The 13,556-nt window shown below is 54.2% G+C and carries 9 protein-coding genes; 8 read left to right on the forward strand and 1 reads right to left on the reverse strand.

Going from position 1 to position 13,556, the window contains the following annotated elements:
- The 6 genes from glf (at position 1) to TH63_RS01345 (ending at position 9,715) form a co-directional block, all read left to right on the forward strand.
- Complete coding sequence (gene glf / locus TH63_RS01320; RefSeq protein ID WP_048919342.1) at positions 1 to 1,197, forward strand: UDP-galactopyranose mutase; 1,197 nt, start codon at positions 1 to 3, stop codon at positions 1,195 to 1,197.
- Positions 1,184 to 3,433 carry a family 1 glycosylhydrolase gene (locus TH63_RS01325; protein ID WP_076606377.1) on the forward strand — a complete coding sequence of 750 codons (2,250 nt, stop codon included), beginning with the start codon at positions 1,184 to 1,186 and terminating at the stop codon, positions 3,431 to 3,433. Before glf ends, TH63_RS01325 begins: the two co-directional genes overlap by 14 nt.
- 362 nt (positions 3,434 to 3,795) lie before the next feature.
- Complete coding sequence (gene secA / locus TH63_RS01330; protein ID WP_048919343.1) at positions 3,796 to 7,167, forward strand: preprotein translocase subunit SecA; 3,372 nt, start codon at positions 3,796 to 3,798, stop codon at positions 7,165 to 7,167.
- Between the two features lies 1 nt (position 7,168).
- Entirely contained in the window at positions 7,169 to 7,828 is a 660-nt protein-coding gene (gene deoC, locus TH63_RS01335; RefSeq protein ID WP_076606567.1) for a deoxyribose-phosphate aldolase, read from the forward strand.
- Positions 7,825 to 8,370: an SPOR domain-containing protein gene (locus tag TH63_RS01340; RefSeq protein ID WP_156180283.1), complete on the forward strand. Its 546-nt coding sequence runs from the start codon at positions 7,825 to 7,827 to the stop codon at positions 8,368 to 8,370. Before deoC ends, TH63_RS01340 begins: the two co-directional genes overlap by 4 nt.
- A gap of 139 nt (positions 8,371 to 8,509) precedes the next feature.
- The gene (locus tag TH63_RS01345) at positions 8,510 to 9,715 is read left to right on the forward strand and encodes a M20 metallopeptidase family protein (RefSeq protein ID WP_048919344.1); all 1,206 of its coding nucleotides are present in this window, start codon (positions 8,510 to 8,512) and stop codon (positions 9,713 to 9,715) included.
- Between the two features lie 150 nt (positions 9,716 to 9,865).
- Here the strand turns inward: TH63_RS01345 and TH63_RS01350 are convergent, their stop codons facing one another.
- Positions 9,866 to 11,083: a porin gene (locus TH63_RS01350; protein WP_048919345.1), complete on the reverse strand. Its 1,218-nt coding sequence runs from the start codon at positions 11,081 to 11,083 to the stop codon at positions 9,866 to 9,868.
- A 328-nt stretch (positions 11,084 to 11,411) separates the two neighbouring features.
- On the opposite strand from TH63_RS01350, the gene TH63_RS01355 reads away from it, so the two are divergent.
- Together TH63_RS01355 and TH63_RS01360 are read left to right on the forward strand one after the other, a co-directional pair.
- A complete protein-coding gene (locus tag TH63_RS01355) occupies positions 11,412 to 11,840 on the forward strand; it encodes an Hsp20/alpha crystallin family protein (RefSeq protein ID WP_053093716.1) in 429 nt (142 codons plus the stop codon).
- A gap of 170 nt (positions 11,841 to 12,010) precedes the next feature.
- A complete protein-coding gene (locus tag TH63_RS01360; RefSeq protein WP_048919346.1) occupies positions 12,011 to 13,504 on the forward strand; it encodes a Do family serine endopeptidase in 1,494 nt (497 codons plus the stop codon).
- The last annotated feature ends 52 nt before the right edge of the window (positions 13,505 to 13,556 follow it).

Raw genomic sequence — 13,556 nt, forward strand, 5'->3', positions numbered from 1 at the left:
ATGTTTGATTACCTGATTGTAGGGGCCGGTTTTGCCGGCAGTGTACTGGCCGAGCGCCTGGCTACTTATTCCAATAAAAAAGTATTGATTATCGATAAGCGTCCGCATATTGCGGGGAACGCCTATGACCATTATAATGAAGACGGCATTCTGGTGCACAAGTACGGCCCACACATCTTCCACACCAATTCCAAGGATGTGTTTGAGTACCTGGGGCAGTTCACCGAGTGGCGCCCGTATGAGCACCGCGTATTGGCCAGCGTAGATGGCCAGCAAGTGCCTATGCCCATTAACCTTGACACCATTAACAAATTGTACGGCTTAAGCCTTACCTCTTTTGAGTTAGATGAGTGGTTTGAATCGGTGGCCGAAACCGTGCCGGTGATCAAGACCTCTGAAGACGTGGTGGTGAGCAAAGTGGGCCGTGAGCTGTATGACAAGTTCTTCAAGAACTACACCCGCAAGCAGTGGGGCATGGACCCGTCTGAGCTGGATAAGTCAGTGACTTCAAGGGTACCCACCCGCACGAACCGTGACGACCGTTACTTCACAGACACTTACCAGGCCATGCCGTTGCACGGCTTCACCAAGATGTTTGAGAAGATGCTGGATCACCCCAACATCAAGATCATGCTCAACACAGACTACCATGAAATCATTGACATGATCCCGTTCAAGGAGATGATTTACACTGGTCCGGTAGATGAGTACTTTGACTTTAAGTTCGGCAAGCTGCCGTACCGCTCTCTGGAGTTCAAGCATGAGACCGTGAACAAGGAAGTGTTCCAGCCGGTGGCCGTAGTCAACTACCCTAATGAGCAACTCTATACCCGCGTAACAGAATTCAAGTACCTGACCGGTCAGCAGCACCCTAAGACCAGCCTGGTATATGAATTCCCTAAAGCTGAGGGAGATCCGTATTACCCAGTGCCAAGACCTGAGAACGCTGAACTGTACAACCAGTACAAGAAACTGGCCGACAGTACCCCGGGTGTGCATTTCGTGGGTCGTTTGGCTACCTACAAATACTACAACATGGACCAGGTAGTGGCGCAGGCCCTTACCCTGCACAAGAAGTTAACCGAGAAAGATAAAGTGAGAGTGGCGGTGGTAGATGGCCAGGATGTCTTGCCCAAAGTAGTGCGCGAGGCTTTAAATGGAAGTTCCACCAAACTCAGCACGAATGGCAAACATTAACCTTTGGGGCGGCGTTGAGTGTACTGTAAACCGGGTAGGCGAACAGTACTTTGATCAGCTGGCACAAAGTGGACATGCGCACCGTCTGGCGGATCTTGATTTGTTCGCCGGTTTGGGTATCCAGAAGATGCGGTATCCGGTTCTTTGGGAGCACGTGGCCCCTGAAGACCCTGACCAACACAACTGGACCTGGGCCACCGAGCGCCTCAACAAGCTCCGTGACCTTCACATAGAACCTATAGTGGGGCTGCTGCATCATGGCAGCGGCCCGCGCTATACCAATCTTTTAGACCCTGAGTTCCCGCAGAAATTTGCCGCCTACGCCAAAGCCGTGGCGCAGCAGTTTCCGTGGGTCACCCATTACACCCCCATCAACGAGCCGCTCACCACGGCCCGGTTCAGTGCCCTCTACGGTCTGTGGTACCCACATGCCAAAGATGATGCTTCCTTTGCCCGGGCACTCATGAACCAGATCAACGGCACGCGCCTGGCCATGCAAGCCATTAGGGAGGTGAACCCCAATGCCCTTCTGGTCCAGACCGATGACCTGGGCTATTCCCACAGCACCACTACCATGCAGTACCAGGCAGACTTTGAGAACCACCGCCGGTGGCTCACCTGGGATCTGCTATGCGGTAAGGTAGACCAGCAGCACCCCCTCTGGAATTACCTGCACTGGGCCAAGGTGCCTGAAAACGAGTTGCTAGAGATGGTAGCCAAGCCTTGTCCGCCGGACATCATAGGCATTAACTATTATGTAACCAGCGAGCGTTACTTAGACGAACACATCATTGACTACCCCTGGCATACCCACGGCGAGAACCACCGGCAGCGTTACGCTGATGTGGAGGCGATCAGGGTGCCAGACGCTATGCCCCTGGGCATCCAGAACATCTTAGCCCAGGTGTGCGAGCGGTATGATATTCCGGTAGCCGTCACCGAGGCCCACTTATGCTGTACCCGCGAAGAGCAAATGCGCTGGCTGGCCGAGGTCTGGGATTCTGCGCTGTTTTTGGCAAACCAAGGCAAAAACGTGATTGCGGTTACCGCCTGGTCTTTGCTGGGCGCCTTTGACTGGAACAGCCTCTTAACCGAGCAGCGCGGCCACTATGAACTGGGCGTATTTGACATAAGAACCGGTACCCCCGAACCCACGGCGGCGGCCACCCTGCTGCAGACCCTGGCCAGTGGCGGCGAACGCCACCCAGTGCTGGAGATTGACGGCTGGTGGAAACGCACCTGCCGCAGCATCTACCCGCCTGTGCCCGAGACGGCAGAAAGCTGGAACCTACGGGCCAACCAGCAGAAAGCCGGTAAAACACAAACAAAGCCGCTGCTCATTACCGGTGCCACCGGTACGCTGGGCCGAGCCTTCTCCAGAATCTGTGATGCCCGTGGTATCCCGTATGTACTGCTCAACCGCCAGGAAATGGACATCGCGGAGGAAATCTCGGTAAAAGAAGCCCTGCTGAAGTATAAACCATGGGCCGTCATCAATACCGCCGGCTACGTGCGCGTAGACGATGCGGAGCGGGAACAGGAAGCCTGTTACCGTGAGAACACCGAAGGACCCGCCATCTTGGCGAAGGCCTGCCAGAAGCACAACAGCAAGTTGGTGACCTTCTCCTCAGACCTGGTGTTCAACGGAACCAAGCAAACTCCTTACCTGGAAGAGGATGCCCACAGCCCTCTCAACATCTATGGCCATAGCAAGGCTCAGGCCGAAGTAAAGGTGCTGGAAACTTTGCCGGAAGCCCTGGTGATCAGAACCAGCGCGTTCTTCGGGCCCTGGGATGAGCACAACTTTGTGTACCATGCCCTGCGGGCGATGGCGCATGAGGAGCCGTTCCATGCCGCGGAAGACCTATACATTACGCCCACGTTTGTGCCAGATCTGGTGAATACCGCGTTGGATTTATTGATAGACGGAGAGACCGGGATATGGAACGTAGCCAACCAGGGCGCCTACAGTTGGGCCGAGTTGGCAGAACTGGCGGCCAACCTGGCAGGCCTCAACCCAGAACCCTGGCTACAGCCTGTGCCACAGTCTTTTTTTAACTGGCCTGCCGCCAGACCTGCCTATACCGTGCTGGAGACCAGTAAACGGGCCGTATTACCCACCGTGGAAGATGCGCTGCACCGGTTCCTGCACCTGCATGAGTTCCCTTTCCGTCCGGCTTTTGCGCCCCACCCAGAAGAAGTGGAAGAAGAAAGTCTCCTTTCAGCCAGGGCGTAGGCTTCCTGTCTGCTAAACCCGTTTTGGGCCTGTTTTTACAAAAACAGGCCCAAAACGGGTTTTTCTATTAGGGCTGTTTCCAGTACCGGTTTCGTTGTAAAGCGATACCTTTTACCGCCATTATCTCCCGGGGATTTTAGCCATGTTTCTGTTTTAAGCCCGTTTTTGAGAAAACAGGGGTAAAACGACTACCCTTCCTAAAAAAGCACTACCCCAATTTTTTTACCGTTTTCAATGTTTTCTGCCATCCCGTCAGGTGCGGGGCACTAATGTAGGGATGGTATTGTTTTGGCTAGATAGAAAATTGTCGGAAAAACCGCGTATTTTTGAAATTGAATCAAGTACATCTTAAATAGTAGTTTATGTTTGACTTTTTTGGGAAGACGGTCGCTAAGATTTTCGGAACCAAGTCGGATCGGGATATCAAGGGCGTGATGCCGTATGTGGGACTCATCAACCAGGAGTTTGCCAAATTGGCCACTCTCTCAGATGACCAACTCCGGAACCGTACGCAAGAGGTGCAAGCCGCCATTGCCGCTCGTCTGAAACCCATTGATGATAAAATAGCCGCGCTCCATCTGCGCATTGAGAACGAGACGGAACTGGACATCGCCCAGAAAGAGGAGATCTTCGTAGAGATTGATGAGCTGGAGAAGGAGCGCAACAAAGACCTGGAGGTGGTACTCATGGAAGTGCTGCCCGAGGCCTTTGCCATTGTGAAGGAAACCGCCCGTCGCTTCAAGGAAAACGGCCAAATGACCGTTACCGCCTCTGACCTGGACCGCGCCTTCGCGGCCCGCAAACCAAACGTACAGATCAACGGCGACCAGGCCGTGTGGGCCAACCGCTGGAACGCCGCCGGTACCGAGGTAGTTTGGGACATGCTGCACTATGACGTGCAGCTGATTGGGGGTATTGTGTTGCACCAGGGTAAGATTGCCGAGATGGCCACAGGTGAGGGTAAAACATTGGTAGCCACGCTGCCAGCGTTCCTGAATGCCTTAGCCAAACGCGGCGTGCACGTGGTAACCGTGAACGACTACCTGGCCAAGCGTGACTCTGAGTGGATGGCGCCGTTGTTTGAGTTCCATGGAATTACCATTGACTGCATAGACAAGCACCAGCCCAACACAGACGCCCGCCGTAATGCTTATTTAGCTGACATCACCTACGGTACCAACAATGAGTTCGGGTTTGACTACCTGCGCGACAACATGTCCCGTGAGCCGGGTGAACTGGTGCAGCGCAAGCACCACTATGCCATGGTGGATGAGGTTGACTCCGTGTTGATTGATGATGCCCGTACCCCGTTGATCATCTCCGGCCCCGTGCCGCGCGGCGATGAGCACGAATTCTACGTGTTGAAGCCCCGTGTAGCCATGCTAGTTGAAAATCAGCGCAAGCTGGTGGGTAACTACCTGGTAGAAGCCAAACGCCTGATCAAAGAAGGAAACGACAAAGAAGGTGGTCTGGCCTTGTTCAGAGCCTACCGTGGCTTGCCTAAAAACAAGCCCTTGATCAAGTTCCTGAGTGAGACCGGCGTGCGCCAGATCTTATTAAAGACCGAAGCCTTCTACCTGCAGGACCACTCCCGCCAGATGCCAGAGGCCGATGCGCCCCTGTTCTTCACCATTGACGAGAAGCACAACCAGATTGAACTCACGGAGAAAGGCATTGACCTGATCACGGGTCAGGGCGAAGACCCGCACCTGTTCATCTTGCCAGACATCGGGACGGAGATCGCCAATATTGAGAACCACAAAGAACTGTCTGCCGAGGACAAACTGCACCAGAAAGAACACCTGATCCTGGAGTACCAGGACAAGTCTCAGCGCGTGCACACCATCAACCAGTTGCTTAAGGCCTACACCCTGTTTGAGAAGGACACCGAGTACATTGTCACCGATGACCACAAGGTGAAGATTGTAGATGAGCAGACCGGTCGTGTGATGGAAGGTCGCCGCTACTCAGACGGGCTGCACCAAGCCATTGAGGCAAAGGAGAACGTGCGCGTGGAAGACGCCACCCAGACCTACGCCACGGTTACCCTGCAGAACTACTTTAGAATGTACCACAAGCTGGCCGGTATGACCGGTACGGCAGAAACCGAAGCCGGTGAGTTCTGGGAAATCTACAAGCTGGACGTGGTAGTGATCCCCACCAACCGCGTAGCCCAGCGTAAAGACGAGCATGACAAGGTTTACAAGACCATTAGAGAGAAATACAACGCCGTAGCCGAAGAGATTCAGGAACTGACCAAGGCCGGACGCCCGGTGCTGGTGGGTACCACCTCGGTGGAGATTTCTGAATTGGTAAGCCGCATGCTCAAGATACGCGGTATTCCGCACCAGGTCTTGAACGCCAAGCAGCACCAGCGCGAGGCTGAGATCGTAGCCGAAGCCGGTAAGCCTAGCACCGTAACCATTGCTACCAACATGGCCGGCCGTGGTACCGATATTAAACTGACGCCAGAGTCTAAAGCCGCCGGCGGATTGGCCATTATTGGTACCGAACGCCATGAGTCGCGCCGGGTAGACCGTCAGTTGCGTGGTCGTTCCGGCCGCCAGGGTGACCCGGGATCGTCGCAGTTCTTCGTGTCTCTGGAAGATAGCTTAATGCGTCTGTTCGGTTCTGACCGTATTGCCCGCTTAATGGATAGAATGGGTCTGGAGGAAGGCGAAGTGATTCAGCACGCCATGATCACCAACTCCATTGAAAGAGCCCAGAAGAAAGTAGAGGAAAACAACTTCGGGACGCGTAAGCGCCTGCTGGAGTATGATGACGTGATGAACGCCCAGCGCGAGGTGGTGTACAAACGCCGCCGCAACGCCCTGTACGGCGAGCGCCTGGAGCTGGACATCTGGAACATGATCTATGATACCGCCGAGGACATTGTACAGACCTACAAAGCCACCGGTAACCACGAGGACTTCCTGCTGCACATTATTAGAGTGTACGGGTTCAACTCCGCTATCACGGCGGCAGAACTGACCGGGCAATCGGTAGACGTGCTGATGGACCGCCTGTACAACGAGGCCCTGGATTTCTACCTGACCAAAAGCCACCAGATCATGGAGCAGTCTGCCCCTATCATGGCAGATATCTTCCAGAACCGTGGCCCAATGATTGAAAACATTGCCGTACCGTTCACAGACGGACGCAAGCAGATCACCGCCGTTGCCAACCTGGAGAAGGTAGTGAACAGCCACGGCAAAGAGTTGATCAAGACCGTGGAGAAAGTGATTACGCTGGCCACCATTGACCAGGCCTGGACCCAGCACCTGCGTGAGATGGACGACCTGAAGCAGAGCGTGCAGAACGCCGTGTACGAGCAGAAAGACCCGCTGTTGATCTACAAGTTTGAGTCATTTGAGTTGTTCAAGCGCATGATCAGTAAGGTGAACGAGGAAACCGTGTCCTTCCTGTTCAAGGCAGACTTACCCGTACAACAGGAGCAACCGGTACCGGTGCAGGAAGCCCGCCAAACGCAGGCCCCCAGACCCCCGCGCTTACATGAGCAGAAGGAAGAAGTGCACTCTACCTTAGAGGAAACTATCCCAGACATGCCCCAGGCCCCGGCCCAAAAGCAGGCTCCTGTAAGGGTAGAGAAACATGCCGGCCGCAATGACAAGGTAAGCGTGCAGTACATGGATGGCCGCGTGGTAAAAGACGTGAAGTTCAAAAACGTAGAAAACGATTTGCTCAATAACCGTTGTATCATCATTGAAGATTAACGTGCAAACAGAGCCGGAACAGAGCCTGGCGCCGTACATTGACCATACGGTACTCAGGCCTGATACCACCCAGGCCATGGTGGAGCAACTTTGCCAGGAAGCCGCCCAGCACCACTTTGCCGCGGTGTGCGTGCCTCCCTGTTTTGTAAAGCAGGCCGTGGCCGCTTTGCAGGACACGGGTGTGCAGATTGCTACCGTGGTGGGTTTTCCACTGGGGTATCAGTTGGCCAAAGTAAAGTTCTTTGAGGCCCACCAGGCCTTGACCGAGGGTGCCACCGAGATTGACGTGGTCATGAACATTGCGGCCTTCAAGTCTGGCAAGCATGATGAGGTCATGTCTGAGCTGCAGGAACTAAGCACCCTGTGCCACTTCAAGAACGCCATCCTGAAAGTGATCATTGAAACCGCCTTGCTGTCTCCGGAGGAAATTGTGCAGGTATGTAACCTGTGCGTGGAGGCCGAGGCAGATTTCGTGAAAACCTCTACCGGGTTTGCCGCCAGCGGCGCGAAAGTGGAAGATATTCTTTTGATGCGTTCCACCTTGCCGGCCCATATCAGGATCAAGGCATCGGGCGGAATCAAAACCAAGGACGCCGCCCTTGCGTTGGTGAAAGCGGGAGCAGACCGGATAGGAACATCCTCCGGCGTTTCATTGCTATGAGATTGACACAGATGACCTATAGATTCTTCACCATCCTGTGCCTGGGCGCCATGATGAGCTGTGCCGCCACCAGTGGCAGCACCTCTACCGGCTCCGGAAGCACGCCTTCAGAAGCCCGCAGCACCGAGAAAGGCGGTACGGCCACTATCATAGACACCAAGAAATACCTGCCAACGTTTCCATCGGCCCCGGCTGGAGGTGCTGCGCCCGTAGCCATGGCTGCTCCCACGCACCACGTCCGGAACCAGGTGAACCTGCTCATGGACAGCGTGGTGATGGTGAACAAGAACATCAGGTATGCCGCCGGCTACCGTATTCTGGCCTATACCGGCAATGAGCGCAAAGCCGCTATGGAACTGCGTAACAACATTATCCAGCGCCTACCCGAAGAGAAGGATTACCTAACCTACAAGCAGCCCACCTACCAATTAAAGATAGGTGACTTCCTGACCCGGGTAGAGGCGCACGCAGCCTTGATGAAGATCAAAGACCTGCTGCCCAACGCCATGCTGGTGCAAGAGACAGTGAATATCCCTAAGTAAAAACGGGTGTGGGCTGTATTGGTCCTTTCTTAATACCATTTCCTTCCGCCGTTTTAAGCCTGTTTTTCAGAAAACAGGCTTAAAACGGCGGAAGCTTTTTCTGCCTACCTTTGCCTTCCAGATTATAGACTGATTTTCCATGCAAGACCTTTCCCACCGCATTCAGGCCCTGGCCAGGCAGTACGCCCATGACACGGTAGCCACGCGCCATCACCTGCACCAGCACCCGGAGCTTTCCTTCCAGGAGCATGAGACCTCGGCCTACGTTTTCCAGAAGCTGCAGGAATATGGCCTGAACCCGGAGCGGATGACGGAGACCGGCGTGGTAGCCTTGGTGCAAGGCCGTAACCCCGAAAAAGCCACCACCGCCCTGCGTGCCGACCTGGATGCGTTGCCTATTCTGGAGACCAATGAGGTGGATTACAAATCAAAGCGGGAAGGGGTGATGCACGCCTGCGGCCATGACGTGCACACGTCTTCATTGCTTACCACCGCGCGCATTCTGCAGGAACTTCGGAATGAGTTCGAAGGGACGGTCAAGCTGATCTTCCAACCCGGTGAGGAGAAGTTCCCGGGCGGCGCGTCTCTGATGATCAAGGAGGGTGTGCTGGAGAATCCGGCGCCTAAGAGCATTATGGGCCAGCACGTGTTCCCGTTTCTGCCGGCGGGCAAAGTAGGTTTCCGGTCGGGTATGTATATGGCTAGTGCAGATGAGATTTACGTGACCGTGAAAGGCAAGGGCGGCCACGGCGGCCTTCCGGAGCAACTGGTAGACCCGGTGCTCATTACGGCGCACCTGTTGGTGGCGCTGCAACAGATTGTGAGCCGGCGCGCCAACCCTAAAATCCCGTCGGTGCTGTCCTTTGGACGCGTGATCGCGGAGGGGGCTACCAACGTGATACCCGGGGAGGTGAAGCTGGAGGGCACCTTCAGGACCATGGATGAAAACTGGCGGGCCGAAGCCAAAGTGTTGATGAAGAAACTGGCCGAAGGCCTTTGTGAAAGCATGGGCGGTTCCTGTGAGTTCACCCTCATGGACGGCTACCCCTTCCTGAAGAACGACCCCGAACTGGTGGCCCGTGCTCGTGCGGGCGCTGAGGCTTACTTGGGGCCGGAGAACGTAGTGGACCTGGACATGTGGATGGCCGCCGAGGACTTCGCGTATTACTCCCAAATCACTCCCGCCTGCTTCTACCGGCTGGGTACCCGCAACGAGGCCCAAGGCATTACCTCGGGCGTACATACGCCCACCTTCAACATAGACGAAGATGCGCTGGAAGTAGGCAGCGGCCTCATGGCCTGGCTGGCCATCCATGAGTTGCAGTCGCTCGCGGCGGAACAGTAATTAGCTGTCTGAAAAGTAATTGCAATTAAAGCGCAAAGGCTTGGTGCTTTACTGCTTGCCTGATCAGTGAGAGGTGTATTTAATGAAAAAGCGTTTCGGGCCTGTTTTTCCAAAAACAGGCCCGAAACGCTTTTTTCGTTCTTGGCTTAATTAAATGCCCAGTTCTACCTGTATCCTCAGAATCCAGGCGTCTTGGGTGTCATTAGTAATGGGCAGGAAATCCTTGGTCTGGTAAGTAAGGTCAGACTGGAGTTTGATGCGGTGCCAGCGCAGGTAATAGTTGGCGGCCAGGGTGTACTGCTTGGTTTGCTGCACCAGTCGCTCCACTTCTCTAGTAGGCGTGATCACCGAATACCGGCCGGCCAGCTCAAAATGGCTGGGGAACTGGTAACTCAGCTGCCCATTGTAGCCGTGGCCGGCAAAGACAAAGTCGGTCTCGTTGTCTTCGGTGGGGCCTGAGAAAACGGGGGTGCCAGCCGTGCGCCGGTTATACTCATGGTAGGTAGCCCAGCCGTTGTACTTGAACACCATGTCTGCTATGAGCGACTGCAGATCAGTAAAGCCCGGGAGCGGACGCCCAATCTGCCCGCCGGCGCGGTAGGCATTGTCGTTTTCAGAGAAAGAAACGCCTATGGATAGTTTAGGAGAAGGCTCCCGCACCCAGTCGCCTTCAAAATAATCGCCGTCCATGGTGAATTCCCCGAAGGGAAGGGCCTCCACACGACCGGTGTAGGCCACCCCGGAACCTTTGACTGGGGAAGCGTTCCGGCCGTCGCCGTTAGAGATGGCGGCCTGCAGGTGAATGGGCATGTTGCCCAGCTGGTTCTGGTAGAAGGCAAACAGGCCAAAATCCCGGTCCAGGGTGAAGGTGGCATTGACAATGGACCGGTCTACAAACTGCTGCTCCCCGGAAGAGATCACCCGTTGGCGGTTGCCGGGCAGCTTGCTCTGGCCCAGGCCAATCTTAAGGTGGGGGGTGAACTGGTAGAACACTATAGCGTCCCTGATGATCTGCGGGTCTTCCGAGTTCTCCAAATCCATGTCGCCGGGAGAGAAACCCAGTTGGAGCGAATAGGTAAGTTTCTTGCTGAGCAGGAACCCAGACGAACGCAGACGCAGGCGCTTGATGTAGCCGCCATGCGAGGCCAAATCCAGGTCTCGGCCGGACTGCGTCTGGAAATCGGTGCGGTTCTGGATTCTGAACCGGAGGTTGATGCCGGCCGAGGTATCGCGGGCCAGAATCCTGATTCCCTCTTTATCGTCCAGTACCACATCGGCGTAGTTTTGCTGGTGATCCTGAGAGAAGGCGGGCAGGCTGGTTATCCAGAAACAGAAAATAGAAGTCCAGAAGTAAAGGTGTTTTTTCATGGTGCGGAACGGGTCATAAATCTTGAATAAAAGTTGCCATATGCTCCCCTGAAAAGAAGGACGGCAAGGGCACGGGCATAAAGCAATAGCAAGTAAGCCCCCAAAACTGGAAAGAACCTGAAATGCCACTAACCTATCCTCAAGAAGTGAGGTCAGGATGGGCTAATTTATTCAGAAAGAAGAGAACAATAGTGTAAATAAGACAAAATGTCGTGGTTTAATGTCTTGGGTTTTTAATTACAAGACGTAATGGCTGGTTTTGAGGCTTGGTACAGAATTTATAGAAAAGTAATCGTCCAAGAGCGACTCATTCTAACCTAAAAAAATCATGACTATTATACACCAACAACCAGTACTGAAGGGCAGAACCCAGACCCTTCCACCAGTATTAAATGGCCTTTTCCAGAGCAACCTGAATAGCCAGGGCCAAGGCTTTACCCCCGCCGTTGACCTCTGGGAAACCCAGGCCGGGTATGAACTGGAGATCGCCTTGCCGGGCCTGAAGAAAGAAGAGCTAAGCGTAGAGTTTCAGGAAGGCGTGCTTACTATCAGCGGCAAGCGGGCTTTTGAAAAAGGAGACCAGGAGCGGAAGTACCTGCGGGTAGAGAACCTGTACGGGACGTTTAAACGCTCTTTCAAGCTACCAGAGCACATTGACGCTGCCGCTATTGAAGCCCAGTTGGAGAACGGGGTGCTGCATGTTTCCGTGCCCAAATTAGAGGAAATGGTAATGAAGCGCCAGATTGCCGTAAAGTAACCTGCTTGTTAAAAAAGTTAAAAAGGCGCTTGAAATGGCGCCTTTTTGGCGTAGTCTTTGTTTACATTAACATACTAGTTTTACTATTTTAGCGTTTCTTCCGTACCAAATAAGAAGCAGACTTTAAGACAGATAAAACATATTTCTAACTTTTTAGCTTACCTGAGAATATGAAGACAAAACAATTAATGTTTGGTTTGTTGCTTTCCGCTATGGTAGGTGGAGGTGTGGGCGTTGGTAGCTACAAACTACTGGAAGATGATACCCCTGCTGCCGGGCAACAATTACCCAATACCAATGTGCGGTATACCAGTGCCATGCGCTCGTCTACCGTAACCGTACCAGAAGGAATCAATTTTGTGACCTCCGCTGAACTGGTAACACCGGCGGTGGTGCACGTGACCACCGAGTACAACGTACAGGCCAGCCGTGGCCAAAGCCAGATCCATCCGTTCCTGCGCGATTTCTTCGGAGAAGAATTTGAAGGCTACCAGCAGCGTCCGCAGGGCCCGGCCCAGGGATCAGGGTCTGGGGTGATCATTGCCTCTAACGGCTATATTGTCACCAATAACCACGTGATTGACCGCGCCGATAAGATTCAGGTGATCCTGGATGACAAACGCACCTTTGAGGCCACTTTGGTAGGTACAGACCCTAACACAGACATTGCGCTTCTAAAAATTGGCGCCGAGAACCTGCCGGCCCTGCGCTACGGCAACTCAGATAATGTGCGCGTAGGCGAGTGGGTGCTGGCGGTGGGTAACCCCTTCAACCTGAACTCTACCGTGACCGCGGGTATTGTAAGTGCCAAAGGCCGGAACGTAGGTATTCTGCAGGCCGCCGGCAATATGAGCGTGGAGTCCTTTATTCAGACCGATGCTGCGGTAAACCCTGGTAACAGCGGGGGCGCCTTGGTGAACCTGAACGGAGACCTGGTGGGTATCAATACCGCCATCGCCTCGCAGACCGGTACCTTCTCGGGTTATTCCTTTGCCGTGCCGTCCTCTATTGTGAGCAAGGTGGTAGATGACCTCATCAAATATGGCGAGGTACAGCGCGCGCTCCTGGGGGTGCAGATGCAGGAGGTAGATTCCCAACTGGCCAAAGAAAAGAACCTGAAAACCCTGAACGGGGTGTACGTGGCCGAGTTCTCTGAAGGCAGCGCCGCCAAGGCCGCCGGCTTGGAGAAAGGCGACGTGATCACCGAGATTAACGGCGTGAAGATCAATACCGGTGCCCAGTTGCAGGAGCAGGTAACCCGTTACCGCCCCGGCGACAAGATCAAGGTAAATTACCTGCGCTCCGGAAGCAACAAAACGGCAACCGTTACCCTGCGTAACTCCAAAGGCAGCACCGAGATTGTGAAGCGCGACCCTAAAGCCAGCAAATCTATGACCATAGACGGGGCTAAGTTTGAGGCCGCCAGCAAGCAGGATCTGAACAAACTGGATATCCCGGGTGGGGTGCAGATCAATGGGGTGGAAGGAAGCGCCTTTGCCGAGACCGGCATGCGCGATGGCTTCATTATCACCAGCATTGACAAGAACCCAATGAACACCCCCGAAGACGTTCAAAAAGTACTAAAAACCACCAGACGTGGCGGACTGTTGATTGAAGGGGTCTACCCAGACGGGCGCCGGGCGTATTACGCCATTGGCCGCTAGTTTTTGCCCGAAATCAGAAAAACAGGCCAGAAACGGCTATAAGGAAAGCTCC

It is taken from the genome of Rufibacter radiotolerans, assembly GCF_001078055.1.
Lineage (GTDB): Bacteria > Bacteroidota > Bacteroidia > Cytophagales > Hymenobacteraceae > Nibribacter > Nibribacter radiotolerans.

Excerpts from the sequence above, each read along its gene's own strand:
- TH63_RS01360 (WP_048919346.1), top strand. The coding sequence starts at position 12,011 with ATGAAGACAAAACAATTAATGTTTGGTTTGTTGCTTTCCGCTATGGTA.
- TH63_RS01325 (WP_076606377.1), top strand. The coding sequence starts at position 1,184 with ATGGCAAACATTAACCTTTGGGGCGGCGTTGAGTGTACTGTAAACCGG.
- secA (WP_048919343.1), top strand. The coding sequence starts at position 3,796 with ATGTTTGACTTTTTTGGGAAGACGGTCGCTAAGATTTTCGGAACCAAG.
- TH63_RS01355 (WP_053093716.1), top strand. The coding sequence starts at position 11,412 with ATGACTATTATACACCAACAACCAGTACTGAAGGGCAGAACCCAGACC.
- TH63_RS01340 (WP_156180283.1), top strand. The coding sequence starts at position 7,825 with ATGAGATTGACACAGATGACCTATAGATTCTTCACCATCCTGTGCCTG.
- TH63_RS01350 (WP_048919345.1), bottom strand. The coding sequence starts at position 11,083 with ATGAAAAAACACCTTTACTTCTGGACTTCTATTTTCTGTTTCTGGATA.
- TH63_RS01345 (WP_048919344.1), top strand. The coding sequence starts at position 8,510 with ATGCAAGACCTTTCCCACCGCATTCAGGCCCTGGCCAGGCAGTACGCC.
- glf (WP_048919342.1), top strand. The coding sequence starts at position 1 with ATGTTTGATTACCTGATTGTAGGGGCCGGTTTTGCCGGCAGTGTACTG.